This window comes from Streptomyces sp. NPDC059169 (assembly GCF_042755225.1).
Classification (GTDB): domain Bacteria; phylum Actinomycetota; class Actinomycetes; order Streptomycetales; family Streptomycetaceae; genus Streptomyces.
The window spans coordinates 423,413-450,069 of sequence record NZ_JBHZCF010000003.1; the positions used below are offsets into that span (position 1 = coordinate 423,413).

At 71.8% G+C, this 26,657-nt stretch carries 20 protein-coding genes; 11 read left to right on the plus strand and 9 right to left on the minus strand.

Annotated features, from left to right (window positions below; translation table 11 throughout):
- Window positions 1-3: 3 nt before the first annotated feature.
- Window positions 4-1,719: a hydrogenase maturation protein gene (locus ACFXOM_RS08140; protein ID WP_384944825.1), complete on the minus strand. Its 1,716-nt coding sequence runs from the start codon at window positions 1,717-1,719 to the stop codon at window positions 4-6.
- 375 nt (window positions 1,720-2,094) lie between these two features.
- On the minus strand, window positions 2,095-2,385 hold the full coding sequence (locus tag ACFXOM_RS08145; RefSeq protein ID WP_384928576.1) for a hypothetical protein: 291 nt from the start codon (window positions 2,383-2,385) through the stop codon (window positions 2,095-2,097).
- Between the two features lie 391 nt (window positions 2,386-2,776).
- On the opposite strand from ACFXOM_RS08145, the gene ACFXOM_RS08150 reads away from it, so the two are divergent.
- The 3 genes from ACFXOM_RS08150 (at window position 2,777) to ACFXOM_RS08160 (ending at window position 8,118) form a co-directional block, all read left to right on the plus strand.
- Complete coding sequence (locus ACFXOM_RS08150) at window positions 2,777-4,423, plus strand: serine/threonine-protein kinase (protein WP_384928578.1); 1,647 nt, start codon at window positions 2,777-2,779, stop codon at window positions 4,421-4,423.
- The gene (locus tag ACFXOM_RS08155; protein ID WP_385037373.1) at window positions 4,420-5,313 is read left to right on the plus strand and encodes a hypothetical protein; all 894 of its coding nucleotides are present in this window, start codon (window positions 4,420-4,422) and stop codon (window positions 5,311-5,313) included. Before ACFXOM_RS08150 ends, ACFXOM_RS08155 begins: the two co-directional genes overlap by 4 nt.
- Window positions 5,314-5,397: 84 nt before the next feature.
- Entirely contained in the window at window positions 5,398-8,118 is a 2,721-nt protein-coding gene (locus ACFXOM_RS08160) for a SpoIIE family protein phosphatase (protein WP_384929013.1), read from the plus strand.
- 327 nt (window positions 8,119-8,445) lie between these two features.
- Here the strand turns inward: ACFXOM_RS08160 and ACFXOM_RS08165 are convergent, their stop codons facing one another.
- Window positions 8,446-9,570 carry a TetR/AcrR family transcriptional regulator gene (locus ACFXOM_RS08165; protein WP_384944822.1) on the minus strand — a complete coding sequence of 375 codons (1,125 nt, stop codon included), beginning with the start codon at window positions 9,568-9,570 and terminating at the stop codon, window positions 8,446-8,448.
- Between the two features lie 150 nt (window positions 9,571-9,720).
- Between ACFXOM_RS08165 and clpX the strand changes: the two genes are divergently transcribed.
- Window positions 9,721-10,992, plus strand: a complete 1,272-nt coding sequence (clpX, locus tag ACFXOM_RS08170) for an ATP-dependent Clp protease ATP-binding subunit ClpX (RefSeq protein ID WP_384944820.1) — start codon at window positions 9,721-9,723, stop codon at window positions 10,990-10,992.
- A 37-nt stretch (window positions 10,993-11,029) separates the two neighbouring features.
- Here clpX and ACFXOM_RS08175 read toward each other — a convergent pair whose 3' ends face one another.
- The 3 genes from ACFXOM_RS08175 to ACFXOM_RS08185 are packed head-to-tail and all read right to left on the minus strand — an operon-like array spanning window position 11,030 to window position 14,601.
- Window positions 11,030-13,324, minus strand: a complete 2,295-nt coding sequence (locus ACFXOM_RS08175) for an ABC transporter permease (protein ID WP_384928589.1) — start codon at window positions 13,322-13,324, stop codon at window positions 11,030-11,032.
- Window positions 13,325-13,327: 3 nt separating this feature from the next.
- Window positions 13,328-14,089: an ABC transporter ATP-binding protein gene (locus ACFXOM_RS08180; protein ID WP_384928591.1), complete on the minus strand. Its 762-nt coding sequence runs from the start codon at window positions 14,087-14,089 to the stop codon at window positions 13,328-13,330.
- Window positions 14,086-14,601 carry a PadR family transcriptional regulator gene (locus tag ACFXOM_RS08185; protein WP_384928594.1) on the minus strand — a complete coding sequence of 172 codons (516 nt, stop codon included), beginning with the start codon at window positions 14,599-14,601 and terminating at the stop codon, window positions 14,086-14,088. Before ACFXOM_RS08185 ends, ACFXOM_RS08180 begins: the two co-directional genes overlap by 4 nt.
- Before the next feature lie 177 nt (window positions 14,602-14,778).
- Between ACFXOM_RS08185 and ACFXOM_RS08190 the strand changes: the two genes are divergently transcribed.
- From ACFXOM_RS08190 to ACFXOM_RS08220, 7 genes are all read left to right on the plus strand, one after another.
- Window positions 14,779-16,062 carry an ABC transporter substrate-binding protein gene (locus ACFXOM_RS08190; protein WP_385037377.1) on the plus strand — a complete coding sequence of 428 codons (1,284 nt, stop codon included), beginning with the start codon at window positions 14,779-14,781 and terminating at the stop codon, window positions 16,060-16,062.
- 227 nt (window positions 16,063-16,289) lie between these two features.
- A complete protein-coding gene (locus tag ACFXOM_RS08195) occupies window positions 16,290-17,960 on the plus strand; it encodes a glycoside hydrolase family 13 protein (RefSeq protein WP_384944817.1) in 1,671 nt (556 codons plus the stop codon).
- A gap of 76 nt (window positions 17,961-18,036) precedes the next feature.
- Window positions 18,037-19,365: an ABC transporter substrate-binding protein gene (locus tag ACFXOM_RS08200; RefSeq protein WP_384928603.1), complete on the plus strand. Its 1,329-nt coding sequence runs from the start codon at window positions 18,037-18,039 to the stop codon at window positions 19,363-19,365.
- Between the two features lie 6 nt (window positions 19,366-19,371).
- Window positions 19,372-20,739 (plus strand): ABC transporter permease subunit, encoded by a 1,368-nt coding sequence (locus ACFXOM_RS08205; protein WP_384944815.1) that lies wholly within the window; start codon window positions 19,372-19,374, stop codon window positions 20,737-20,739.
- A complete protein-coding gene (locus ACFXOM_RS08210; protein WP_384928609.1) occupies window positions 20,736-21,653 on the plus strand; it encodes a carbohydrate ABC transporter permease in 918 nt (305 codons plus the stop codon). The genes ACFXOM_RS08205 and ACFXOM_RS08210 overlap by 4 nt, the downstream gene beginning before the upstream one ends.
- Window positions 21,654-21,953: 300 nt before the next feature.
- On the plus strand, window positions 21,954-22,940 hold the full coding sequence (locus tag ACFXOM_RS08215; protein WP_384944813.1) for a glycosyltransferase family 2 protein: 987 nt from the start codon (window positions 21,954-21,956) through the stop codon (window positions 22,938-22,940).
- Window positions 22,937-23,362, plus strand: coding sequence for a GtrA family protein (locus ACFXOM_RS08220; RefSeq protein WP_384928615.1), 426 nt, complete (start codon window positions 22,937-22,939; stop codon window positions 23,360-23,362). The genes ACFXOM_RS08215 and ACFXOM_RS08220 overlap by 4 nt, the downstream gene beginning before the upstream one ends.
- Here ACFXOM_RS08220 and ACFXOM_RS08225 read toward each other — a convergent pair.
- The 3 genes from ACFXOM_RS08225 to ACFXOM_RS08235 all read right to left on the minus strand — a co-directional run bounded on the left by ACFXOM_RS08225 (window position 23,337) and on the right by ACFXOM_RS08235 (window position 26,534).
- Window positions 23,337-24,857, minus strand: coding sequence for a DUF6056 family protein (locus ACFXOM_RS08225; RefSeq protein ID WP_384928617.1), 1,521 nt, complete (start codon window positions 24,855-24,857; stop codon window positions 23,337-23,339). The two genes, ACFXOM_RS08220 and ACFXOM_RS08225, sit on opposite strands and share 26 nt — an antisense overlap.
- A gap of 109 nt (window positions 24,858-24,966) precedes the next feature.
- Window positions 24,967-25,872 (minus strand): amino acid ABC transporter permease, encoded by a 906-nt coding sequence (locus tag ACFXOM_RS08230; RefSeq protein WP_384944809.1) that lies wholly within the window; start codon window positions 25,870-25,872, stop codon window positions 24,967-24,969.
- A complete protein-coding gene (locus tag ACFXOM_RS08235) occupies window positions 25,869-26,534 on the minus strand; it encodes an amino acid ABC transporter permease (protein WP_384928623.1) in 666 nt (221 codons plus the stop codon). The genes ACFXOM_RS08230 and ACFXOM_RS08235 overlap by 4 nt, the downstream gene beginning before the upstream one ends.
- Window positions 26,535-26,657: the final 123 nt, after the last annotated feature.

Genomic DNA, 26,657 nt, shown 5'->3' on the forward strand with positions numbered 1-26,657 from the left:
TTGCTAACAGGCGGCCGGTTCTGCTGCCACCGGGCCGCGGTCCGACCGGGCGCCGCCCGGTGGCTCCTTGTGGACGAACGCCCGGCGCAGGGCGTGGTAAGGAGCGTTCGGGTCGGAGAAGGCTCGGAGCATGTGCGCCAGCTCTTCCTCCCGGTAGACGGCCAACGGACGTACGCCCTCGTCCCGGTCGCGTTCGGCCTTCTTCGCCGCGATGCGGGACTGGATCCCGGGGAACAGGGCGAGCCGTGCCGCCATTCGAGTGACTTCGGCAGTGAATTCCTGCGGGGCGCAGTCGACGACGTGGTCGACCAGCCCCATCCGGCGCGCGGCGGCCGCCGTCATGGGTTGCGCCTCCTGGGTGAGACGCGCCGCCGTCGCCGCGCCCACCCTGCGGGGCAGGGAGTACGTCCAGTACTCCGATCCGTACAGGCCCATCCGGCGGTAATGCGGATTGAGCACCGAACCCGCCCTGCACCACACCTCGTCGGCGGCCAGGGCGAGCATCACGCCGCCCGCTGCCGCGTTACCGCCGACCGCTGCGACGACGAGCCGGTCGGTGGTCGTCATGACGGCCTCCACCAGGTCGTTCATCGCGTTGACGTTCGCCCAGGACTCGGCTGCGGGATCGGCCGCCGCCTCGATGACGTTCAGGTGGATGCCGTTGGAGAAGAAGTCCCGGCCCCCGCCGAGCACCAGCAGCGAGGTGGGCCGGGAGCACGCGAAGCGGTACGCCCGCAGCAGGCGCCGGCAGTGGGACGTGCTCATGGCGCCGCCGGGGAACGAGAACGACAGCAGCCCGGCGGGTCCCTGCTCGCGGTACCGGATGTCGCTCCAAGTGCGGCGGTGCTCGTCGGGCCTGAGCGGTGCGGGCAGCTCCGGTAGGGCGGGCAGGCAGCCCGCGAGGGCCACGGTCGCGGGCAGTTTGAACGTGGCGGGCCCCCCGGGGGCGCGACGCGGGCGCACTTCGGGGATCCACACCGCGCCGTCCACCGTCGCACGGCAGATCGCGCCGGCGCGGGCGGCCAACAACTGCCCGGGGCGACCGCGCAGTTGGTGCTCCGGGTGGCCCCCGTGCAGGAACCACTCGCCGCCCAGCAGTTCGTCGAGGACTCCGGGCTGCGAGTCGGCGGCGCGCAGCTTGCGCACGACCGTTGCGGTGGAGTCGTCCTGCCAGGAAATGCGCCGTCGTCCCTGGCGGAAGTACGGACGGTCCCGGATGTCCCCCGCGTCCGTCGGACCGCCCTGCGGAGTGGGTGCGTACGCGCCCGAGTCGAACCGCTCGACGGCCACGGTCACGGCGGTGACCGCGGCGTCGGCGACTTCGTTGCGGTACAGGTCGCTCTTGCCCACCGGCGGGAGCGGACAGTTCGCCGTGGCCCAGACGTCCCCGGCGTCCATCTCCTCGACCGCCTGTAGGACGGTGACGCCCCAGGTACGGGCGTTCTCGTGGATGGCCCAGTCGAGCGATGACGGTCCGCGGTCCCCCACGGGCCCCGGATGGACGACCAGGCAGGTGTGCCGGGTCCAGACGTCACGGGGAATCGCGGTCTTCAACATGGGTGCGATGACGAGTTCCGGCCCGTGTCGGCGCACGGCCTGCCGAACGGCCGCGGCGTCCGTGACCGTCTCCACGGAGACGGCGTGGCCGCGGTCCCGCAGCTCCGCGTGGACGCGCTGGGTGAGGCTGTTGTAGGCGCTGGCGACGAGCAGGATGTGCATGGCGGCCTTCCACCGGCTGCGGCTGCTGCGGCCGGCGAGGGGTCCGGCCGCCTGCGATCGTCGGCCACCCGCGCGCGCCCCGGTCGGAGCGGAGCCGTCGGCGTCACTCGAAAGCGACCGCCGGGACGACCGATCGGCGGCGCGGCCCTCGAGGGAGACGGCCGGCACGGCGGTGTCGGTGCTGAGCGAACGCGGCTGCGCCGGTGACGAGGCCACCGGTCGTGACGGCGCGGTCGAGGACCGGGGCGGAAGACGGGAAGAGAGGCCGCCCGTCCCCTTCGCCGGGCACCGGACCCGCCCATGGAGCGCGGCGCTCCGTCCACGGAGGCCGGCCGGTCGCGCACGGGGCAGCTCCGTGGCGGAGCGCCCGGCCGCTCAGAACGCCGCGTACCGCTCCGGCATGGGCCGCTCCACGCCGTCCAGCTCCAGCGTGCATCCGGGCTTCATCCGCACGAGGTGCGGCTGGTGAACGCGGACCACGAAGCGGCGTGCCGGGCCGTCCGGCAGCTCTCCGCTCAGCACCGTGGTCCCCTTGCCGTGTTCGCGCCGGTAGGCGATCACCTTGCCGTCGACCAGGAGCTCGATGCCCCCGTGCCGGCCCGGGCCGACGTTGACGGCGATCGAGTGCTGACCCTGATCGAGGTGGAAGTGGTGGTTGCGGGCCATGGGGCACCTCCACGGTGGCACCGGGACTCCAGCCTAGGAGCCCGGCCCGACGGGCGCGATCGAACGATCCGACACCGGATCGCCGGACAGCGCGGCGCGGACGGGAACGACGGCGCCGGGCACCTCGCGCAGGAGCACGGCCCGCCGGCCCGCGCAGCGGGGGCCGGCCCTGCCGGCACCGCGGAGGGCCCACGGAACGCTCTCGGCGGGACCGGCCGCAGGGGTGCCGTCCGGGCCGCGCCCGGGAGGTCGTACACCGGGACGCCGTTCGGTGTACGCAACACGGTGGTCCGCCGGGAACCGGCCATGGCGAAAGTGTGTCTGTTGTGGGGACAATGCGAGCGCGCGGCGGCCCGCCGCGCGCAGCGGGCCAGGTCGCCGAGGGGGCGGAATGAGTGCGTGGGTGGTCCCCGGATACACGGAGGCCAGGGAGCTCGGTTCAGGCGGCAGCGGTCGGGTCGTACTCGCCGTGCACGACGCCACGGGCACGGCCGTGGCCGTCAAGTACCTCGCGGCGCGACTGCGTGCGGATCAGGCGTTCCTCCGGGTGTTCCGGGCGGAAGCACGGCTGCTCGGTGAACTCGACACCCCTCATGTCGTCCGCCTGTACGAGTACGTGGAAGCACCGGAAGGCGCGGCCATCGTCATGGAGCTCGTCGACGGCGTCGCGCTGCGCGCGCTCCTGGCCAGGGAGGGGCGCACCGACCCGGAACCGGCCCTGGTGGTCCTCAAGGGCTCCCTGCTGGGGCTCGCGGCAGCACACCGGGCGGGCGTCGTCCATCGGGACTACAAGCCGGAGAACGTCCTGGTGGCGCCCGACGGGTCGTCCAAACTCGTCGACTTCGGCATCGCTGCGGGGCGTGGCGACACACCGGGGGTGGCGGGAACCCCCGCGTACATGGCACCCGAGCAGTGGAGCGGGGAGCCCGCCTCCCCGTCCGCCGACGTGTACGCCGCGACGGCGACGTTCTTCGAGTGCGTGACCGGTCGCAAACCGTTCACCGGCCAGAACGTCGCCGAGCTGGCGGTACAGCACACCAGCGCACCGGTGCCGGAGGGGGACGTCCCCGAGCAGCTGCGTCCGCTGGTACGGCGCGGCCTCGCGAAGACCCCCGAGCAGCGACCGGTGGACGCCGAGGAGTTCGTCGCCGAGTTGGAGCAGATCGCCTGCGCGGCTTTCGGACCGGACTGGGAGGAGCGGGGACAGCGGAAACTCGCCGCACTCGCGGCGCTGTTGCCGCTGCTGTTCCCCTCGGCGGCTGTCCCTCCCGCGGGCGTGTCCGCGCAGGCGACGACGTCGCTGGGACGCCGCGCCTGGCTCCGGTCCCTGGCCCCGGGCAAAGCGGGGCTTTCCGCCGCCGCGCTCGCACTGGTCCTGGGGCTCCTGCTGGCCGTGGCCGCCCAGGCCGCCGGGGAAGCGCCGGCGCGGACGACGGCCGAGGCGGTCGCCACCACGAGCGCGGTCCCGACGAGCGCGGCCCCAGCACCTTCGAGTGCTGCTCCGAGCACCACCGGGAGCGTCCCACCGTCGACGGGAGCGTCGCCGTCGCCGTCCCCTTCCGACTCCACGTCGCCGTCCCCGTCGACGGCGACGAGCACGCCGGGCACGACGCCCACGCCGCCCACGGCGAGCCCGGGGCCTGCGACACCGACGTCCACGTCGCCCGAACCACCGGTGACCTCCGCACCCCCGTCGACGACGAAGCCACCCGTCGTGGGCGTCACGTCCGTGAACGTCACCTCGCTGCGGCAGATCGGTCTGACGATCGCGACCGCTACCGTCGACATCGCCACGGACGGGACGGGCCCGGTGACCCTCACCCTGAACTGGGCTACCGGTGACACCAAGGGCGGTGCCGGTGCCGGCGACGGCAGCGACAGCATCCTGCGCAGCGGAGCGACGCACTACACCGTCACCGTCCAGCACACGTTCCGGGGCAACGGCTGTTACTGGAAGGTCGCGGCGAGCACGTCACCGACGGCCGCGAACGGCGGCTCCCAGCAGGACATCCTGACCAGAAGGTGCACGATCACATGAGCGACGCAGGCGTTCCCCTGACGAAGCGTCCGGGCTCCGAGCGGGAACGCGAGGACGACTACAGCGCGACCGTGCTGGCGAGCCACTGGGTGGAGCGTCCGGCCGCGGACGGGGAGACCGTCTCCGAGACGCTCCGCGAGGAGTCGGCTCCGACGGACACCACCACCCTGCGCGAGGACGAACAGCCGGCGGGCGAACCCGTCACCCTGCGTGAGGACGGACAGCCGGGCGGCGGAACGTTGCGGCTGGGGACGGAACCGCCCGGCAGGACGCTGCGCGAGGAAACGGTGCCACGCAGCACCGTCCCCGGCCCGGTGAACGCGACCACGGTCGCCGACGTGGCTCCCGACGTGGTCGAAGGCACGGTGCTCCGCTTCGGCCCGGGGGTCACGGCGGTCGTCCGCGCACGCCACGAACGGGACGAGGCGGCCACCGTCTGGCACGGCACCCTCCCCGGGAACACCCCCCTGGTCCAAGAAGGGCGACGCCCGTCCCGACTGGCCGGTCTACGCCGCTACACCCTGGCAGCCGTCGTCCTCATCGCCGTCGTCGGCCTCCTCCTGTGGCAGCGCTTCGGTCCGGGACCCACGGTCCGGAACGTGGCGGTGACGGTGGCCCCCTCGGTTGCCGACTGTGACGGTACGGCGGTGATCACGGGCCTGGTGGACACCGACGGACGGCCCGGCGGCCTCACCTACCACTGGGTCCGCAACGACGGAACCACGTCCGGTGACCTGCACGAGCGGCTCGCCCGGGGCCAGACCCGCGCCCAGCTGCGGTTGTCCTGGACCTTCCACGGCGAGGGCAGCTTCCCCGCCCGGGCCGAACTACGGGTCACCTCCCCCACCCCGCACCGTGCCGCGGTGGACTTCACCTACTCCTGTCCGTAACCGGCCTCTGCGGCGTATGGCCCGATCGGGCCAAGCGGTGCTAGAAAGGACAACGTGATCAGGCGCTTCGACCGATTGCGGGGCGTGTCGGTTCGGCCACTGATCGGTAAGCGCCCCAGGAGCGTCGCCGGGCAGGTATTCATCCTCCAGGTGGCGGTCGTGGTCCTGCTCGTCATAGGGGCGATACTCGCCCTCGTCCTGCAGACGCGGCACGACCTCGACCGTGAGGCCAGGAACCGCTCGGTCGCGGTCGCGGAAACCTTCGCCCATGCACCGGGGCTCATCGACGTCCTGGACTCGCCCGATCCGTCACGCGTGCTGCAGCCGATCACCGAGGCTTCCCGCAAGGCGGCGGGCGTCGACTTCCTCGTCGTGATGGACACCAAGGGGATCCGCTACACGCACCCCCTTCCGGAGCGGATCGGAAAGCGCTTCGTCGGCACCATCGAGCCGTCGCTTGCGGGCAAGGTGATCCTCGAGAGCGTGCAAGGACCCCTCGGTCACGAGGTGCAGGCGGTCGTACCGGTCAGGGACACCGACGGCACGGTGGTCGCCCTGGTGTCGGCCGGGCTGAAGGTGCGGAACGTGACGGGCGCGGTCAACCACCAGCTCCCCGTGATCCTCGGTACCGGGGCGGCCGGCCTCGCCCTGGCCACGGCGGGTACGGCCCTCACGACCAGACGGCTCAAGCGGCAGACGCACGGGCTCGGGCCCGAAGAGATGACCCGCATGTACGAGCACCACGACGCGGTGCTGCACGCAGTGCGGGAAGGCGTCGTCATCGTCGGCGGCGACGGCAAGCTGCTCCTGGCCAACGACGAGGCGAGGCGACTGCTGCAGTTGGCCCCCGATGCCGAGGGCAAGCCCGTCGGCGAACTCCGCGGGCTGGACCCCGCCACTGCGGAACTGCTCGTCTCCGGCCGTGCGGCAACGGACGAGGTGTACGCGGCCGGGGACCGGATGCTGGTGGTGAACCAGCGGCCGACCGACGGTCCCGGCGGTCCGATGGGCACGGTCGCGACCATCCGCGACTCCACGGAGCTCCAGGCGCTCACCGGCCGGGCCGAGGTGGCGCGCAAGCGGCTCCAGCTGCTGTACGACGCCGGGGTGGGCATCGGGACGACGCTCGACGTCACGCGCACGGCTGAGGAGCTGGCCGAGGTCGCCGTCCCCTCCTTCGCCGACTACGTCACCGTCGACCTCGCCGACCCGGTCCTCCGCGGGGACGAGCCGAACGGCTCGCGTGCGGACATGCGCCGGACGGCGGTCAGCGGGATCCGGGGCGACCACCCGCTGTACGAGCTCGGCAGGCTGATCGAGTTCCTCCCCTCCACGCCGCAGGCGCGCGGCCTCGGCAGCGGTCGCGCCGAAGTGGTGACCGACCTGTCCCGGGCGCTCGGCTGGCGGGCGCAGGACCCCGAGCGCACCAAGGAGATCGTCGACTACGGCATCCACTCCCTCATCACGGTCCCGCTCCAGGCCCGCGGAGTGGTGCTGGGTGTGGCCAACTTCTGGAGGTCGGAGAAACCCGGGCCGTTCGAGGAGGACGACCTCTCCCTCGCCGAGGAACTCGTGGCCCGCGCGGCGGTGTCGGTCGACAACGCGCGCCGCTACACGCGCGAGCACGCGCTCGCCGTCACCCTGCAGCGCAGCCTCCTGCCCCGTGTACTGCCCGAGCACAGCGCGGTCGAGGTGGCGCACCGCTATCTGCCCGCGCAGTCGGGCGTGGGCGGCGATTGGTTCGACGTGATCCCGCTCCCCGGCAGCCGGGTGGCGCTGGTGGTCGGGGACGTCGTCGGCCACGGACTGCACGCCGCCGCCACCATGGGGCGGCTGCGCACCGCCGTGCACAACTTCTCGACGCTCGACCTGCCGCCCGACGAGCTCCTCGGCCACCTGGACGACCTGGTCGGGCGGATCGACCAGGACGAGGCGGGCCTGGACGGGAGTTCGGAGGGTCCGGCGATGACCGGGGCCACCTGTCTGTACGCGATCTACGACCCCGTCACCCAGCGGTGCTCGATGGCGCGCGCGGGCCATCCGCTACCGGCCGTGGTGAGTCCCGACGGCACCGTCGAGTTCCCCGAGCTCCCGGCCGGCCCGCCGCTGGGCCTGGGCAGCATGCCGTTCGAGACCGCGGTGCTGGACATCGCCGAGGGCAGTCGGCTCGTCTTCTACACCGACGGGCTCATCGAGGACCGCACCAGGGACATCGACGTGGGGATCGAACTGCTGCGCAGTGCGCTTTCCCGAGCCGACCGCACGCCGGAGGAGACCTGCAAGGACGTGCTGGACGCTCTGCTGCCGGCGCGCCCCAAGGACGACGTGGCCCTGCTCATCGCCCGCACCCGGGCGCTCGGACCCGATCGGGTCGCCGAATGGGACGTCCCGTCCGACCCCAGTGCCGTCGCGGGGATGCGGGCCGCGGCGGTCGCCAAACTTGCGGAATGGCAGCTCACGGACCTGTCCTTCGGGACCGAGCTGATCCTCAGTGAGCTGCTCACCAACGCCATCCGGTACGGATCCCAGCCGATCACGGTGCGCCTGCTGCACGACCAGGGGTTGACGTGCGAGGTGGCCGACGGCAGCAGCACATCGCCCCACTTGAGGTACGCGGCGACGACGGACGAAGGCGGTCGCGGACTGTTCCTGGTCGCACAAATGTCCGAACGATGGGGCACCCGCTACACGACGGACGGAAAGATCATCTGGGCGGAGCAGCCCCTGCCGGGCGAGGGATCGCCGCTGGACGCGGACGGCGAGGCCCTGCTGGACCTCTTCGACCTGGACAGCGAGGTTCTGTGAGGGGCCGCTGCGTGCCGGCGTCCGGGCCCGGACGTCGACCTGTGGGACGCCGGTTCGCGAACGCGCGTGCCGAAGGCGCCCGCCCGGCGGGGAGGCGACGCCGAGCGCGCGGGATGCGCCCGTGATGACCGACGGCCTGCCGGCCCGCGGCCCGCGGCACCCCTCCGCCGCGTACGCGGCGGTGGACGCCGCCGTGATGACCGCGCGGGGTTCGTCGACGCCGGCCGGCGGTCCGCCGAGGACCCGAAACCGGCGTCGCGCCGGTGCGGGGCGGCGCGACGGTTCACGCGCCGGCGGGCGCGCACGGGGTGCAGAACGGCCGTGCCGCTACATCTGATGGTGCACCGCGAGTCGCGGGCTCAGCGCCGCCGACGCCGCGGCGTGACACGCCCCCGACCCTTCCGCCCGGGCGACCACCCGACCTTCGCTGATGCGGACGGCGAGCTCCGTGTCGTCGCCGAGCGAGGTGGCGCCCGCCGCGGCGGCGAACGCCCCTGTGCTGTCGCAGACGACCCGCAGTCGCGGCCACGCCGACCGTGGGAACGCCTCCCGGACGAAGCCGGCGAGCTCCGCAACGAGGAGGCGGGCCAACGGGGCCAACTCGTCCGGCTCGTCCATGACCATGACGGCGGTCACCGCCAGTCCCGGCGGAACAGCCCTCACCGCCTCCTCGATCGCGGAGAGCCTGTGCAGCCCGAGCACGGCCACGACGCCATCCTCCACGGGCCGCACGATCCCGCCGCGCACCAGGTCGGTCACGGTCGGAGGCGACCACGGACCGTCGCAGTCGCCGACCCTCACGACCGCGGACGGCGGCGCCCACCAGTCGTCGAGCTCCAGCCCGGCCAGTCGCTCGCACGCGCTGACGATGTCGAAGGGCTCCACGAAGCCCGGTGCTACGGCGGCCATCCGACTGGCGCCGTGCAGCGTGGTGAGCACCGTCTCCGCGAGGCGCACCGCCCGCCGCGGCGGCGCACCGCGCACCGGCGCGCCGGGTGGCCTGATCCGTTCCACGGACAGCGCGATCAGCAATGCGTCCACCTTGATGAGCTGGACGCACACCCGGCGCAGCCCCTCGTCCGCCAGGATCTCCGGCATCAGGTCCTCGCCGATGCGGTCGAGGCCGCCCTGCCCCGTGGATGCGTCGACGGGCAGCCGGGCGACCCAGGCGCGGGCCAACGCGCCCAGCGCCTCACTCACGGTGCGGCCCGTTTCGGGTGCGGGTGCCGGCCGCAGCGGTGCCCGCTCTGCCAGGTCGGCGAGCACGGCGAAATACAGCGCGCGCTTTCCGGGGAAGTTGGAGTAGACCGCCCCCCGGGTGAGCTCGGCGCGCTCGGCGATGGCGTCGATCTTCGCGGCCCGGAAGCCCTTCTCGGTGAACTCCTCGCGGGCCGCGCCCAGCACTCGGGCGCGGGTGCGCTCCTGGGTCTCCGCCCTGGTGAGCCGAGCCATCGTTCTCCTCATCCCCGTGGATCCCGCGCGGACCGCGGATCCGCCAGAGGATTCCACCTCATCCGCGGCCGTCCCGTACAGTCCCCCAGCTCAGCCCAAAGTACCGTAACATCTGGATGACGAGACCATCCGAGGGGGCTGGGCACGTTCATGGCACGCATCGGTGACGACGGCTACCCGCTGAAGTGTTCCTTCTGCGGGAAGAGCCAGAAGCAGGTGAGAAAGCTCATCGCCGGACCGGCCGGCGTGCACATCTGCGACGAATGCGTCGAACTCTGCAACGAACTGATCGAAGAGGAGCTGACCGAGACCGCCGAACCCCTCCTCGACGAGTTGCCCAAGCCAGCGGAGATCCACAGCTTCCTGGACCAGTACGTCGTGGGCCAGGACTCGGCCAAGCGCTCACTGGCCGTGGCCGTCTACAACCACTACAAGCGCGTCCGCGGCACGGAGGAGGGCGAGGCCCCCGTCGAGGTCGCCAAGTCCAACATCCTGATGCTGGGTCCCACCGGATGCGGCAAGACGTACCTGGCCCAGACCCTGGCGCGGCTGCTCAACGTGCCGTTCGCCATCGCGGACGCCACCGCGCTGACCGAAGCCGGGTACGTCGGCGAGGACGTCGAGAACATCCTGCTGAAGCTGCTGCAGGCGGCGGACTACGACGTGAAGCGTGCCGAGGCGGGGATCATCTACATCGACGAGATCGACAAGATCGCGCGCAAGGGCGAGAACCTGTCGATCACCCGCGACGTGTCGGGCGAGGGCGTCCAGCAGGCCCTCCTGAAGATCCTCGAGGGCACGACCGCCTCCGTGCCCCCGCAGGGCGGCCGCAAGCACCCCCACCAGGAGTTCATCCAGATCGACACGTCGAACGTCCTGTTCATCGTCGCCGGTGCCTTCGCGGGCCTCGAGAGCATCGTCGACGAACGGACCGGCAAGCGGGGGTTGGGATTCTCCGCCGAGCTCCCGGTGGCGGACGCCGACCCCGGTCCCGACGCCTTCGCCAAGGTACTGCCGGCCGACCTGATCAGGTTCGGTCTCATCCCGGAGTTCATCGGACGGCTCCCCGTGATCGCCCGGGTGTCGGGCCTGGACAGGGCCGCCCTGCTGAAGACGCTCACCGAGCCCCGCAACGCCCTCGTCAAGCAGTACAAGCGCCTGTTCGAGATGGACGACGTCGAGCTCGAGTTCAGCGAGGCCGCGCTCGAAGCCATCGTCGAGCAGTCCATGGCACGGGGCACCGGTGCGCGCGGCCTGCGGGGGATCATGGAGAACGTGCTGCGGCCCATCATGTACGACATCCCCAGCCGCGAGGACGTGGCCAAGGTGGTGATCGGCGAGCGCACGGTGCGGGAGGAGATCAGCCCCCTCGTCGTGAGCCGCCGGTCGCCTTCGGAGTCCCTGGACGGCCGACCCGCCTGACGAGCGGCGGGAGCCCCAGGGACCGGGGTACGACCGCTCAGGCGACGGCGCTGAGGTTGTCCGCGAGCCTGCGGCGGGAAGCCCGGGCTGCGGGCAGGGTCGCGAGGGCGGCGGCGCCCAGCACCGCGGCGCCGACCAGCACCAGGAGATGGACGGCCGAAGGAGTCCGCGCGATACCGGCGCCGATGCCGCTGGAGCGTCCCTCGGTGTCGATCAGCCAGCGGCCGAGCGGCACTCCCACGATCGCCGCCGCCGACGCGGCGGCCAGCGCGGTGCAACCGACGGCCGTCACCGTGACCGCGGTGATCTGGCGGGGGGACAGCCCGATCGCCTTGAGGGCGAGCAGGTCCCGCTCGCCGTCCCGCACGCTCGCGCCGATCGCCGTCGACAGTTCGGTGAGCCCGATCAGGGCGAGCACGGCGATGAGCCCGAGCACCACCCCGCGCATCGCGGAGAGCCGGTCCGCGGGACTGGCCACCTCGTGGACATCCATGCGGCCCTGGGCCGCCTTGGTCAGTGCGTACCGCACGGCCGTCGGGTCGGCCCCCGGACGCAGCCGGAGCTGGTAGAGGGTCGCGCGCAGCCCGGGGTCGTTCTCGCGCAGCGTGTCCAGCGAGGTGGAGACGGTTCGGCCGCCGTTCTCGGGTTCGATGCTGCGTCCCACGATGTGCAGGATCTGCGGGTGCCCGGCGACGGTCATCCGCACCCAGTCGCCGACCTGGACGCCGAGCAGGTCCAGGAGTCCCTGACCGGCCACTGCCTCGTCGGGGCCGTCCACCGCACGCCCCTCGACGACCGTGAACGGATAGGGCTCGTCGCGCGTGCCGATGCCCCGCAGGGCGATGGTGCCGGTCTGGCCCGGCACCAGTGCGGCCACCTCGACCCCGGGGTGGACGGCCGCGACCCGCGGGTCGCGGCGGAGCAGGGCCTGCGCGTCCCGGTCGTTCAGGCGGTCGTCGGCTCGGGCCGTGAGGGCCGCGGCGAGCCCGAGCTGCTCCGGGTTGCTGTCGAACCGGGCGATCGTCGTCCAGGCGCTGAGCGCCACGGTGATCAGCAGCAGGGGCAGGGCCAGGCGGCAGACGGTGGCGGGCGCCTGGGGGCCGCGTCCGAAGGCCCGGTGCCAGCCGAGGACCAGGGCAGGCGGCAGGCCGAGTCCCAGTGCCCGTCTGGCCGCACCGGTCAGCCGGCCTCCGGAGGCCGACGCGGCCGGCAGCACCGGCACGGGCGGCACCCGTCCGGCCCGCCACGCGGCGAGGCAGGTCGTGGCGCCGATGAAGAACACCACGGCGACGGGGACCGCGAGCAGTACGGCGGTGTGTCCCGGCAGGCCCTGCCAGACGCCGACGGCTTCGCCGAGCCTGCCCGGCAACCGACCGCCCCACGCTTGGGTGAGCACGCTCGCCACGATGGCCCCGAGGGCCGCGTAGGCGAGGTGCTGCAGCAGGAACACCCGGACCACTTGGCCCGGGGTGAAGCCCACGGCCTTCAGCACGGAGATGTCCCGGAGGTGGCCGCGCACCCGGGTGCTGATCGCGCCGAAGGTGGCCAGCGCCGCGGCGACCAGTGCGCCGAGTCCGAACAGTCCCAGTACCTGTCCGAGCAGTCTGGTGTCGTCCTGGGCCTCCGCGCGCGCCTGCTGCCAGCTGGAGACGTCCGTGACGGCTCCCGCGCCGAGTCGGGTGACGGCGCGCTGCACGGCGTAGTCGGTGTCGTCGGGATCGTCGAGGAGCAGTCCGATGACGTACCCGGGGCGGTCCCCGGTCTGCCGCACCACGTCGGGCGACGTCCAGACCGTGCCCGAGCGCTCACCGGGCCGGTAGCGGGTCTCCGCGCTGTCCGCGACGCCGAGGACCGTCAGGGTGCGCCCACTGCCGCGCAGGGTGAGCGTGTCGCCGGGTCCGGCGACGAGGGCACGGGCGAGGGTGCTCTCGAGGACGACGCCGTCCGGGGTGCCGGGGGTGAGCCAGTGGCCCGAGGTGAGCAGGGGGCGCCCCGTCGCCGGCGGTGTCGCGCCGGCACCGCGCAGCTCGACGGAGGCACGGGCACCGCGGGACTCAACGGTCGCGAGGGCGGTGCGGTACGGGCCGGATACCGACCGGACGCCGTCCAGGGACCCGAGGCGGGCCGGATCAGCGTCCGCTCCGGTGTGGATCCACACGTGGGCGCCGTGGGACTGTGCGAAGACGCGCTGCCAGGGATTGGTGGCGTAGCCGAACAACGCGGCGGCCAGCAGGAGCGCGGCCACGATTCCCGCGGTGGCGGCGGCGATGAACAGTGCTTCGCCGCGGTGGGTACGCAGATCGGCGTGCGCCCAGCGCAGGGTGGCCCGCACGGCTCAGTCCTTCAGCTCGAGGACGCCGTGGAGGCCGGTTCCTCGGGCCGGGCCGCCGCCCAGCTCCGCGTCGTCGGCTATCCGCCCGTCGAAGAAGCTGATCACGCGGTCGGCTGCGCTGGCCAGCCGGGCGTCGTGGGTGACGAGCAGGATCGTCTGGCCCCGCTGGTGGAACCGGGACAGCAGCCGCATGACCTCGCGGGTGGCCTTGCTGTCGAGGCTGCCGGCGGGTTCGTCGGCCAGCAGCAGCCGCGGGTGGTTGACGAGTGCCCGGGCGAGGGCGACGCGCTGCTGTTCACCGCCGGACAGCTCGGCGGGCATGCTGCGGGCCTTGCCGTCCAGGCCGAGCTCCTCCAGCAGCGCTTCGCGTTCGGCGCGCGCCCGCTTGGGGCTGGTGCCGGCGAGCAGGGCGGGCAGCTCCACGTTGTCCGCGACGGTCAGGTTGGAGACGAGGTTGAAGAACTGGAAGACGATGCCGATGCGGCGCCGCCGCTCCGTCGCCCAGCGGGCCTCGCTGTAGGAGTCGGTGCACTCGCCGTCCAGCCAGATGCTCCCGCTGTCCGGGCGCTGCAGCCCGCCGAGGAGGTGCAGGAGGGTCGACTTCCCCGCTCCGGACGGCCCGCTGACGGCCACGAATTCGCCGTGCTCCACGGAGAGGTCGACTCCGCGTACGGCGTGTGCCGGTGCGCCCTCGCCGTGGTGGGTCTTGACGAGCCCCTCCGCCCGCAGCAGGGGCACCGGGCCGGGTTCGTTGGTGCGGCTCATTCCAGCCCCTCCAGCTCCTCCTGGCAGCGCTCCAGCCAGTCGAGGTCGGCCTGCAGATGCAGCATGGCGCCCTCGATCAGCAGCTGGGCGATGCGGTTGTCCCGGTTCTCGGTCGCGGACAGCTTCGACAGATTGCGCATGGTGTTGAGGTACTCGCGTCGCTGTTTGTTGATGAGGGCGATCTGGTCGGCGAGTCCGGTCCGCGGGGCGAGGGCGAGCTTCATGAAGAACTCGTCCCGTACCCGCGGTTCGTCGGCCGTCTCCTCGAACCAGGCACGCAGCGCCTCGGTCCCGGCGTCGGTGAGGCGGTAGATCTTCTTGTTGGGACGGCTCGACTGGGCGACTTCCTCGCCCTCGATCAGCCCCGATTTCTCCAGTCGGCCGAGCGTCACATAGATCTGGCCGACGTTCGGCTGAGGGTACGCGGCGCCCAGCAGTTGCTCAAGGTCCTGCTTGAGTTCGTAGCCGTGGGCCGGCCCCCTGGAGAGGAGTGCGAGGAGGGGCAGACGCAACGGTGGTCCCCTCCTCCCTGTCGCGCGGCCGGCCCGGGAGCCATCCCGCCGCGGACCGTGGTGTGGCCGGGATCGCTCTCGTAGTCTGGTACGGGCCTAGTATCACCCATGCCTAACGGGTATACATGCCCTGACGCAGGACGAAGATGCCCGGCGCCGTTGTCCAGGGAGGAACCTATGCGGTGGATACGTGCCGCCGGTAGGGGACTCCTCGTGGCGATGATCGTACTCACCGGTTACACGGCCTCCGGCACCCCCGGCGCCGGGACCGCCCAGGGCGCGGCCCGGGACGGCGGGCGCGGCCCCATGACCCTGGCCACGGCGGGTGACCTCACCGGCTACCTGGGCCCGCTGCTCGAAGGCTGGAACCGGGCGCACCCCGGCGAGCGGGTGACCCTCGTCGAGCTGCCCGACTCGGCGGACGAGACCCGGGCGCAGATGACGACCGGGCTGCGGTCGGGCCACGGCCGTTTCGACATCCTCAACATCGACGTCGCCTGGACCGGCGAATTCGCGGCCGCGAGGTGGATAGCCCCGCTCGAACGCGACCGCTTCGCCCTGGACAGTTTCCTGCCACCGGTCACGGACACCGCCACGTACGACGGCAGGCTCTACGCCGTCCCGTACGTGACCAACGCGGGGATGCTCTACTACCGCAAGGACATCCTCGACCGTGAGGGCGAGCAGCCCCCGCGGACCTGGGCGGACCTGGAGCGCCAGGCGCGGACGATCGCCCCCCGGTACGGCCTGGGTGGCTACGCCGGCCAGTTCCTCCCCTACGAGGGCCTCACCGTGAACGCGACGGAGGCGGTGTACTCGGCCGGCGGGACGATCCTCGGCGACGACGGCAGGGTGACCGTCGACTCGGCCGCCGCCCGCATCGGCATCGGTTTCCTGGCCCGCGGAGTGCGCGACGGCTGGATCCCCGGGGAAGCACTGACGTACATGGAGGAGGAATCCCGGCAGGCCTTCCAGGACGGCCGGCTGCTCTTCCTGCGCAACTGGCCGTACGCGTACGCCGGTGCGTCCGGCCCGGGCTCGAAGGTCGCCGGGAAGTTCGGTGCCGTCCCCCTACCGGGTCCCGGCGGGACGGGCACGAGCGTACTGGGAGGTTCGAACCTCGCGGTCAGCGCACGGGCCCGGCACCCGGAATCGGCCAAGGACCTGATCGCGTACCTCACCAGCGCCCCGGTGCAGCGGAAGGTGCTGACGGACGGGGCCCTGCCGCCGGTGCGGGCCGCGCTGTACCAGGATCCCGAGCTGGTCCGCGCCTACCCGTACTTGCCGGCCCTGCGGGCGAGCGTGCTGGCCGCCGCGCCGCGGCCGAAGAGCCCGCGGTACCAGCAGGTGAGCCTGGCCGTGCAGGCCGTCGTGCACGACGCCATGGCACAGCAGCAGGATCCCGCCGCGGCGGTGCACCGTCTGGCACGCGAGTTGTCGGCCATCACGCCCCGGGGCTGAGCGCCCCGCTCGTGCCTCGACTCCCCTGGAACGCCTACCTACCTGTTAGGTAACAACCCGGCATCCTCGCATCGTGAAGCGGTACGGACAAATAGGGACAAAGCCACCAACTTCCTTTCTGTTTCGGCATGACCGTTGACACTCTCTCGACACCTCTACTTAACATGAATGCATAACCGCTGGCCTATCTGGTCGCGGGCACCCTTCACGCAGAAACAGGTCTACGGGTGACGCTCACAGCCCCGGCCGACAACGGCCTCTCGCAACGCCAGACACACCGGTGGTGGCGCGACGCGGTGATCTACCAGGTGTACGTCCGCAGCTTCCTCGACAGCACCGGGGACGGGATCGGCGACCTCGCCGGAGTCCGTTCCGGTCTGCCCTACCTCAAGAAGCTCGGCGTCGACGGCATATGGCTGAGCCCCTTCTACCCCTCGCCCCAGCAGGACCACGGCTACGACGTGGCCGACTACTGCGACGTGGACCCGCTCTTCGGCGACCTCGACGAGTTCGGCCTGCTGGTCGCCGACGCCCACCGGCTCGGCATCAAGGTGCTGCTCGACATCGTCCCCAACCACTGCTCCAGCGAGCACCGGTGGTTCCGTGCGGCCCTCGCCGAGGGCCCCGGGGGCGCCGCGCGAGCCCGTTTCCACTTTGCGGAGGGCCGCGGCCCGGGTGGCGACGTGCCCCCCAACAACTGGCACGCGATGTTCGGCGGCCCCGCATGGACCAGGGTCACCGAGGCGGACGGCACTCCCGGGCAGTGGTACCTGCACATGTTCACGCCCGAGCAGCCGGACCTGAACTGGCGCAACCCCGAAATCGGCGCCCACTTCGACGAGGTCCTCCGCTTCTGGCTGGACCGCGGCGTGGACGGCTTCCGCATCGACGTGGCCGCGGGGCTCTACAAGGACCCGGAACTGCCCGACTCGCCGGACCCCGAGGCGGACGCACGCACCCGTGACTCGGTCAATCCCCTCGCCTGGAACCAGCCCGAGGTGCACGACGTGTGGCGCCACTGGCGGTCGGTGTGCGAGGAGTACACCGCCAGGGACGGCCGGGAACGGCTGCTCGTCGGCGAGGTCTCCGTACCCACCGCCCGCGAGCACGCACGCTACGTACGGCCGGACGAGCTGCACCAGGCCTTCTTCTTCGATCTCCTGGGCGCCCCCTGGGACGCCGGGACCTTCCGCAAGGTCATCACCGAGGCCATGCAGGACATCGCGGGGACCGGGTCGACGGTCACCTGGGTGCTCAACAACCACGACCAGGTCCGCACGGTAACCCGCTACGGGGAGTCCGGCACCGAGGGCAGCGGGCTCGGTGCCGCCCGGGCCCGCGCCGCGGCACTGCTGATGCTGGCACTGCCCGGCGCCGCCTACATCTACCAGGGCGAGGAGCTGGGGCTGCCGGAGGTCGTCGACCTGCCGGACGAGGTGCTCACGGACCCGATCTTCCGCCGCACCGGCAGCAGGGCACGCATCCGCGACGGATGCCGGGTTCCGCTGCCGTGGTCCGGCCATGCGTCGCCCTTCGGCTTCACCTCCGGTGCCGAAGGGGCCAAGCCGTGGCTGCCACAACCAGGGTGGTTCGCCGAGCACGCCACGGACCGCGCCCAGGCGGACACCCGTTCGTTCTGGCACCTCTACCGCGACGGCCTCCAGTTGCGCCGCGGACTGCCGCAGCTCGGCGAAGGCACCCTCCGCTGGCTCGACGCCCCGCCCGGCGTCCTCGCGTTCGACCGCGGTGAAGGGCTCGTGTGCGCCGTCAACTTCGGCACGTCCGCCGTGCCCGCCCCCGTCTCCGGGACCCCGCTGCTCTCCAGCGGACCGTGCCCGGCCGGCGTCCTCCCCGGGTCCACCGCCGCCTGGTGGACCAGTGGCACCGCCCGTCCCTGACCCTCCTCCTCTCCCCCGATTGCCCGTCGATCCCCGAAGACCCGTCGATCTCCCGGCCCCAGAAGGAAGACACACCATGACATCTCGACGCATGATGCTCGCGGGCTGCACGGCCCTGACCCTCGCCCTCGGCGCGACCGCCTGCGGTGGCGGAGACCCCGTCACCCCCGCGGGCGGCGGTGACAAGGAGCTCAAGGGGCAAACGATCACCGTCGCCGGCGTGTGGTCCGGCTCCGAGCAGAAGAACTTCCAGAAGGTGCTGGACGCCTTCACCGCCAAGACCGGCGCCAAGACGCAGTTCGTGTCCACCGGAGACAACGTCTCCACCGTGGTCGGCAGCAAGATCGAGGGCGGGAACGCGCCCGACGTGGTCATGGTCCCCCAGGTCGGCGTGCTCAAGCAGTTCGCCGACAAGGGCTGGCTCACGCCGCTGTCCTCGACCACGGACAAGACCGTCGAGGACAACTTCGCCAGCGTGTGGAAGTCGTACGGCACCGTCCGGGGTGAATTCTACGGCCTGTACTTCAAGGCGGCCCACAAGTCGACCGTCTGGTACAGCCCGGACGCCCTCGACCAGGCGGGCGTCAAGCCTCCGACGTCGTACGCGGAGCTGCTCAAGGCGGGCCGCACGGTCGCCGACTCGGGCATGGCCGCCTTCGCCGTAGCCGGTGAGGACGGTTGGACGCTGACCGACTGGTTCGAGAACGTCTATCTCTCCCAGGCCGGCCCCGAGAAGTACGACGCGCTCGCCGGCCACACCCTCAAGTGGACGGACCCCAGCGTGGTTCAGGCACTCACCACGCTGGGCAAGCTCTTCGGGGACAAGAGCCTGATCGCGGGCGGCCAGAAGGGCGCGTTGAGCACCGACTTCCCCGGCTCGGTCGAGAAGGTCTTCGGGCCCAAGCCCGAGGCGGGCATGGTCTACGAGGGCGACTTCGTGGGGGGTGTCGCCAAGGACCAGTTCGGCAAGAAGATCGGCGAGGACGCTACTTTCTTCCCGTTCCCGGCGGTCGACGGCGGCAAGGCACCGGTCGTGAGCGGTGGCGACGCCGCGGTGGTCCTGAAGGACGGCAAGAACCAGAAGGCCGCCATGGCACTCCTGGAGTACCTCGCCACCCCCGAGGCGGCTGCCGTCTGGGCGAAGGCGGGCGGCTTCTTGTCCCCCAACAAGAAGCTGGACCTCGCCAGCTACGGCGACGACACCACCCGTCAGACCGCCAAGTCGCTGATCGAGGCCGGCGATTCCGTCCGCTTCGACATGTCCGACCAGGCACCGGCGGCCTTCGGCGGCACCAAGGGCGCGGGCGAGTGGAAGATCCTCCAGGACTTCCTGCGCGACCCCTCGGACCCGAAGGGCACCGCCGCCGACCTCGAGGCCGCGGCCACCAAGGCGTTCCAGGACTGATCCCCGATGACCTCCGTCACCACCCCCACGACCGGCCCGGCGAGCCGTCCGCTCGCCGGCGCCGCGAACCCCCGGCGCCGCGCCCAGCGGCGCCGGCGGGTCATCGCCCTGTTCTTCGTCCTGCCCGCGCTGCTGCTGCTCGGCGCGCTCGTCGTCTACCCCGTGCTGTTCTCGGTGGGCCGCAGCCTCTTCGACGCCTCCGGATCACGCTTCGTCGGCGCGGGCAACTACACGGAGCTGTTCCACGACCCGACCACGCTCAAGGCCATCCGCAACAGCACCATCTGGGTCGTCGTCGCCCCGACGCTGCTCACCGGGCTGGGGCTGATCCTCGCCGTCCTGGTGGAGAAGGTCCGCTGGGCGACCGCGTTCAAGCTGCTCCTCTTCATGCCGATGGCGGTCTCGTTCCTCGCGGCCGGCATCATCTTCCGCCTCGCATACGAGGAGGACCCGGACAAGGGGGTGCTGAACGCCGCCGTCGTCGGTGTGCACGACGCCGTCGCCGGCACGCCCTCCTACCCCGGCGCCCGGGCGCGCGACGGCCAGGGCCTGGCCAAGGGCCCGGACGGTTCGTACGTGACGGCCGACACGGTGTTCCCCGGCAGGACGCTGAGCCTCGGCCTGGTGGGCGTCAAGCCCACGGAGCTGCCCGCCGACGCGGAACCCGCACGTCCTGCGGCCTCCCGGAAAGCCGGCGGGAACGAGCTGCTCGGCGTCGTCTACCTGGACTTCACTCCGGGCGGAGGCGGAGTGCAGGGCAGGGTGGACGAGGCCGAGCGCGGGCTGCCGGAAGTGGCGGTCGAGGCGGTCCGTGACGGCCGTACGGTCGCCGCCACCACCACGGCGGCGGACGGATCCTTCCGCTTCCCCGGCCTGGAACCGGGTCGGTACACCGTGCGGCTGCCCGCGGAGAACTTCGCCGCTCCCTTCGAAGGTGTCTCGTGGCTCGGGCCCGCGCTGGTCACCCCGGCCATCATCGGCGCGTACCTGTGGATCTGGACGGGCTTCGCCATGGTGCTCATCGGCGCGGGGCTGTCCTCGCTGCCGCGTGACGCGCTCGAAGCGGCACGGATGGACGGAGCCAACGAGTGGCAGGTCTTCCGCAGGATCACCGTGCCGCTCCTCGCGCCGATCCTGACCGTCGTCTTCGTGACCCTGGTGATCAACGTGATGAAGGTCTTCGACCTCGTCTACATCATCGCGCCGGGGCCGGTGCAGGAGGACGCGACGGTACTCGCCACCCAGATGTGGCTGGTGTCGTTCGGCGGCGGCAACAACCAGGGGCTCGGCAGCGCGCTCGGCGTGCTGCTCCTTCTCCTGGTGATCCCCGCCATGGTCTTCAACGTCCGCCGTTTCCGCAGGAGCCAGTCATGACCGTCACCACTCCCGACCGGACCGCGGCGCAGCCGCCCGGCGCCGCCGTCGCCGCGCCCGCCCGGCGCCGCTCCGGGGGCCGGCTCAGCCGATGGCTCGGCAACGGGCTGGTCCAGGCGTTCCTCGTCGTCGTCGGATTCGTCTGGATCACACCGCTGGCCGGACTGCTGTTGTCCTCGCTGCGCTCGCCCGAGGACAACGCCGGCAGCGGGTGGTGGACGGCGCTGGCCAGCCCCGGACAGCTGTCCTTCGACAACTACTCCTCGCTGCTCGGCAACGCGGGGATCACCCGGGCGTTCTGGAACACCGTGCTGATCTCCGTCCCCACCACCGCTCTGGTCATCGTGATCGCGGCGCTGGCCGGATACGCCTTCGCGTGGCTGGAGTTCCCAGCCCGGGACTGGCTCTTCCTGCTCGTGGTGGCCCTGCTGGTGGTGCCGGTCCAGATCGGGCTGTTGCCAGTGGCCAAACTCTTCGGCCAGCTGGGGCTGTTCGGCACGATTCCGGGCGTGGTGCTGTTCCACGTGGCGTACGGGTTGCCGTTCGCGATCTTCCTGCTGCGGAACTACTTCGCCGACATCCCCCGCGAGATGCTCGAGGCTGCACGGATGGACGGCGGGACGGAGTGGCGGATCTTCACCCGTCTGGTCCTGCCCGTGGGTCGCCCGGCGATCGCCAGCCTGGCGATCTTCCAATTCCTCTGGGTGTGGAACGACATGCTGGTGGCACTGCTGTTCGCCGACAGCTCGTCGCAGCCGCTGACGGTGGAACTCCAGTCGCAGGTACGGCAGTTCGGCAGCAACATCGACGTTCTGGCGCCGGGTGCGTTCCTCTCCCTGATCGTGCCCGTGGTGGTCTTCTTCGCCTTCCAGCGGCACTTCGTCCAGGGGGTGATGGCGGGTTCGGTCAAGTGACCGGCACCGCCGTGCCGGCGCGGCTCCCCGCACCCGAGGGAAGTGCGGGGAGCCGCGCCGTCCCCGCTGTTCGCGGGCCCACCGCCGGGAGCGACGGCTCGCGCGGCAGGGCTAACGCCGTAGCGGCGCGTGGCACGGACTCCCCCACGTCGTCCGGCGCTCGGTGCCCCCGTACACCGACGGCGGTCGGGGCGGGAACCGGGCCGTCCCTGTCCCGCTGAGCACCCGGAGAAGGGGCGCGGCCACTCGTGCGGAGTACGTGCGGCGGCCCCGGGCCGCGGACCGCGTTCCACTGGAGAGATGCCAGTACAGCTGTCCGTCGTCGTGCCGTGCTTCAACGAGAGCGAGGTCGTCGACGTCTTCCACGCCGCCCTGACCGCCGTGCTGGAGCCGATGGGCGCGTCCTACGAGATCTGTTACGTCGACGACGGAAGCGACGACGGAACGGTCAAGCGTCTCAGGGCGCTCGCCGCGTCCGCCGCCACGGTGCGCTACACCTCCTTCAGCCGCAACTTCGGCAAGGAGGCCGCCCTCCTGGCGGGAATGCGGATGTCCCGGGGGGACGCGATCGTCCTGATGGACGCCGACCTGCAGCACCCGCCCGTCCTGCTCCCCCGCATGCTGGCACTGCACCGGCTCGGCTACGACCAGGTGGTCGCCCGCCGCGACCGTACCGGCGAGGGGCCGCTGCGCCGCGCACTGAGCCGCGGCTACTACCGACTCGTGCGGAGCTTCACGGACGTCGGGATCGTCGACGGTGCGGGCGACTTCCGGCTGCTGTCCCGCCGCGCGGTGGACTCGGTGCTGTCCCTCCCGGAGACCAACCGTTTCTCCAAGGGGCTCTTCTCGTGGATCGGTTTCGACACCGTCAGCTTCTCCTACCGGAACGCCCCGAGAGCCGCAGGACGATCCAAGTGGGGTGGCCGCCGACTGGTCGAGTACGGCATCGACGGTCTGCTGTCCTTCAACAGCCGTCCCCTGCGCCTGGCGATCCACGCGGGGCTCTGGCTGTTCCTGTCCGCCCTCGGCTACGCACTGTGGATCGTCACGAACGCCGTGCTCAACGGCGTCGACACCCCGGGGTACGCCACGCTGATCGCCGCGGTCGTCGCCCTCAGCGGAATCCAGCTCGCCACCCTCGGCGTCATCGGGGAGTACGTGGGACGGATCTACCACGAGTCCAAACGGCGGCCGCACTACGTGGTGCGGGAAACGGACGACGCTGCCGCCGGACAGTCCACCGGGCCCGCCCCGACAGCCGCCGGATCGCTCCGGACGGACCCGTGACGGCCGCCTGGGCCCGCCAGTTCGCCGTCTTCGCCGCGATCGGGCTCGCCAACACGGCCGTGTACGTGGCCGTGTTCGCCGCCCTGAACGTCTGGACGCCCTACCTCGCCGCGCACGTCGTCGGCTACGGGGTGAGCGTCACCGGGTCGTTCCTGCTGAACTCGTACGTCACCCTCCGCACCCGACCGACCTGGCGGGGGTTCGTGCGCTACCCGCTGTCCGGTGCGGTGAACGCGGTCGGCAGCGGACTCCTCCTCCACCTCGCCGTGACCAGGCTGGGCATGGACGAGAACCTCGCCGCGCTCACGGCAGGCGCGGCGGTCGCACCGCTGTCGTTCCTGCTCGCCCGGTGGGCGATCCTGTCGGGCGCCGCCGCCCGCAGCCCGGGCGAGCAGGTCACGGAAGGAGCTCCGATCGAGTGACCGCGTCCAGGTGGTAGTAGTCCGCCACGCACCGCGCCGGCCAGGGGCGGCGTCCCCCGTCGCCGAAGGGTTCGAGCATCCCGCTGACCGGTAGGCGCACGTACGGCAGGACGTGGGCGCCGCGAGAGGCTCCGGCACGCAGCCAGCGGTCCTGGCGGTCCCACCGCTCGGCCCTGACCCGCATGTCGTCGCCGAGCCGGACGAGCGGGGACGCGAGCCCCGCGACGGCGGACACGGCCACGACGACGGCTCCGGCGAGGGCGGCGGTCCGCCACCATGGCGGTCCCCGGCGCAGGGCTCGTCCGAGGGAGGTACCGAGGATCACCAGCAGCAGCACGTAGAGCAGGAGGTAGTCGTTCCAGGTGCGTTCCGCTGACACCACGTGCGTGCCGAAGACCGGGTAGGTGATCACGGTGCACAGGTAGCCCGAGACGAGGAAGGCCGCCCCGACGGAGACGGCGAGCAGCAACGGCCGGTGGGGCACGGGAGCCGGGCCGCCGCGGGACCGTGCCAGGATGCCCAGCAGCAGTCCGACGGCGAGAGCTCCGCCGTACTGCCAGGTCGTCAGCACCGTCTCCAGGATCCGACCGAAGGCGCGCGCCGCCGCGGTGAGCGTGTCCGTGCCGAGGGCCGACGCGCCGTCGGCGCCGTACCGGGCGCGCCGGTGGCGTGCCCCGGGAGACGTCAGCAGTACGGTCGTCCCCGTGGCCACGCCTGCCGCGCCGACCAGGGCCCAACGGCGCAGGTGCGTCCGCGCACGCCCGGTGGCGAGCGGGCGGGCGAGCATCACGAGGCCCGACAGCACCACCAGCGCCACGACGGACGTCTCCTCCGACAGGGTGCCGAGGAAGGCTCCCGCCGCCGCGACGACGGCGAGGGCGGCGGTCCGACCGCGCGGGCCCCGGGCGGTGAGCGCCGGCAGGACGGCCGCGCAGGCGAGCACCGGTGGCAGGGTGTGCGACACCGAGGCCGCGGGCCAGTAGTAGGTCTTGTACGTGTTGCGGGTGGCGAACAGGAACACCACCGTGACCGTGGCCGCGACGAGGAGCGGCGCTCCGCGCGGGACATCGAGGCCCACGAGCCGCAGCAGTCGGCGGGTGAGGGCCCACAGGACGACCAGCACGAGCGCACCGGTGACGGCGGCGAACCACTGGTGTCCGGCGACCGGGAACTGCGCGTACGAACCGACGAGCAGGCCGTTGCCGACCCGGCCGTTGTCCGTGTCGTAGAACCGCCCGATCAGCCCCGCGACGCCGTGGTCACGCACGAACGGCAGGAAGCACCACTCGTCGGCACCGGGCCGGACGTGACGGCCGAGCCACGCGGCCAGCAGGAGCAGCGCGAGGGGCGGCGCACACAGGCCGGTGGCGAGGAGCACCGGCCATCGGGGCGGCCGACGGTCGCCCCGCCCCGGGTGGCGGTCCTGTGCGTCGGGCTCCCCGCGCCGCCCGCCCGCCGCTCCGTTGCGGGTCGTCGTCGAGGCGCCGAAGAACATGGTTGCCACTGGACCGCCCGCCGCCGGCTTCCGCAACCGGTCGCGGTCGTCCGGAGCAGGGGGCCGCCCCGGCGGCGGGCGGGGCGCCTCGGTCGTCACGGCCCGGGCGTCACGGCCCGGGTGGTCCCATCAGATCGTGATCGCCGGGCGCGGCGAGTTCCTCGACCGCGTCTGCTCCGACCACCGCGCCGGTGGACTTCGTGGCTCGCCGGAGCCTGCCTTCCAGCCAACCCGCGAAGGTGGTGAGCGCGAAGTTCAGCACGATGAAGACGACGGCGACGACCGTGAAGCTGGCGATGGTGTTCGCGCCGTAGTTGGCGCTCATCGGGCGCACCGATGCCAGGAGTTCGGAGAAGCCGAGCAGGGCGCCGCCGAGGGCGGTGTCCTTCACGATGACGACCATCTGGCTGACGATCGCCGGGAGCATGGCCGTCACCGACTGCGGCAGCAGCACGTACGTCATCGTCTGGCCCTTGCGCATGCCGATCGCCTTGGCGGCGTCGGTCTGTCCGCGGGGCAGCGCGAGGATGCCGGCCCGGACGATCTCGGCCAGCACCGAGGCGTTGTAGAGCACCAGTCCGGTGACCACCGCGTACAGCGGCCGGTGATCGGGGCTGACGTTCGTGAACTGGGCGTAGGCCGCGTTGGCGAACAGCATCAGGATCAGGACGGGAATCGCGCGGAAGAACTCCACGACGACACTCGCCGCACCGCGCGCCCACCGGTGGTCGGAGAGCCTCGCGATGCCGAAGAACGCACCGAGCGGCAGCGCGATGACCATGGCGAGGAACGCGGCGATGAGCGTGTTCCTGAGACCCGGCAGGATGTAGGTCGTCCAGGCGCGCGGGTCGGTGAGGAGCGGCTGCCACTTGGCCCATTCGAGCTGCCCCTTGTCGGCGAGGCTCTGGACCACCCACCAGACCAGGGCGACGAGGGCCAGCAGGAACACGACCGTGAAGACGGCGTTGCGTCGTCTGGCCCGCGGTCCGGGGGTGTCGTAGAGGACCGAACTCATCGTTTCACCGCCACCTTCCCGGCGACCCAGCCGAGGAGCAGCCCGACCGGGAGGGTGAGGCAGATGAACCCGACGGCGAAGATGGCGGAAATGAGAATGAGCTGGGCTTCGTTCTCGATCATCTCCCGCATCAGCAGGGCGGCCTCGGCGACGCCGATCGCGGCGGCCACCGTGGTGTTCTTCGTGAGGGCGATCAGCACGTTGGCCAAGGGATTGACGACCGAACGGAAGGCCTGGGGCAGGACGACGAGCGTCAGGCCCTGCGTGAAGGTCAGGCCGAGGGCCCGGGCGGCCTCCGTCTGGCCCAGTGGAACGGTGTTGATGCCGGACCTCAGGGCCTCGCAGACGAACGCCGAGGTGTAGGCGGTCAGCCCGAGGACGGCGAGCCGGAAGTTGATGGTCGTGAAGTCCTGCGCGCCGAGGCTGACGCCCAGTGTCTGGAACAGCCCGAGCGAGGTGAACACGATGATGACCGTGAGCGGGATGTTCCTGACGACGTTGACGTAGGCGGTTCCGAAGCCGCGCATCAGGGGCACCGGGCTCACCCGCATGGCGGCCAGCGCGGTGCCCCAGACCAGTGAGCCGACGGCGGAGTAGACGGTGAGTTGCACCGTCGTCCAGAACGCTCCCAGCAGGTCGTAGCCTTGCAGAAAGTCAAACACGGTTGACCGCATTTCCGCGTGGGTGATCGACCGTGGCCGTGCCGCCCCCGGGCGGGACGGCCCCAGGGAGGGGGTCCGGAGGCGAAGACGCCCATCCTCTGTGGGGGATCCTTTTTGTGGGTT

Excerpts from the sequence above, each read along its gene's own strand:
- ACFXOM_RS08140 (WP_384944825.1), bottom strand. The coding sequence starts at position 1,719 with ATGCACATCCTGCTCGTCGCCAGCGCCTACAACAGCCTCACCCAGCGC.
- ACFXOM_RS08145 (WP_384928576.1), bottom strand. The coding sequence starts at position 2,385 with ATGGCCCGCAACCACCACTTCCACCTCGATCAGGGTCAGCACTCGATC.
- ACFXOM_RS08150 (WP_384928578.1), top strand. The coding sequence starts at position 2,777 with ATGAGTGCGTGGGTGGTCCCCGGATACACGGAGGCCAGGGAGCTCGGT.
- ACFXOM_RS08155 (WP_385037373.1), top strand. The coding sequence starts at position 4,420 with ATGAGCGACGCAGGCGTTCCCCTGACGAAGCGTCCGGGCTCCGAGCGG.
- ACFXOM_RS08165 (WP_384944822.1), bottom strand. The coding sequence starts at position 9,570 with ATGGCTCGGCTCACCAGGGCGGAGACCCAGGAGCGCACCCGCGCCCGA.
- clpX (WP_384944820.1), top strand. The coding sequence starts at position 9,721 with ATGGCACGCATCGGTGACGACGGCTACCCGCTGAAGTGTTCCTTCTGC.
- ACFXOM_RS08180 (WP_384928591.1), bottom strand. The coding sequence starts at position 14,089 with ATGAGCCGCACCAACGAACCCGGCCCGGTGCCCCTGCTGCGGGCGGAG.
- ACFXOM_RS08190 (WP_385037377.1), top strand. The coding sequence starts at position 14,779 with ATGCGGTGGATACGTGCCGCCGGTAGGGGACTCCTCGTGGCGATGATC.
- ACFXOM_RS08200 (WP_384928603.1), top strand. The coding sequence starts at position 18,037 with ATGACATCTCGACGCATGATGCTCGCGGGCTGCACGGCCCTGACCCTC.
- ACFXOM_RS08205 (WP_384944815.1), top strand. The coding sequence starts at position 19,372 with ATGACCTCCGTCACCACCCCCACGACCGGCCCGGCGAGCCGTCCGCTC.
- ACFXOM_RS08210 (WP_384928609.1), top strand. The coding sequence starts at position 20,736 with ATGACCGTCACCACTCCCGACCGGACCGCGGCGCAGCCGCCCGGCGCC.
- ACFXOM_RS08215 (WP_384944813.1), top strand. The coding sequence starts at position 21,954 with ATGCCAGTACAGCTGTCCGTCGTCGTGCCGTGCTTCAACGAGAGCGAG.
- ACFXOM_RS08225 (WP_384928617.1), bottom strand. The coding sequence starts at position 24,857 with ATGTTCTTCGGCGCCTCGACGACGACCCGCAACGGAGCGGCGGGCGGG.
- ACFXOM_RS08230 (WP_384944809.1), bottom strand. The coding sequence starts at position 25,872 with ATGAGTTCGGTCCTCTACGACACCCCCGGACCGCGGGCCAGACGACGC.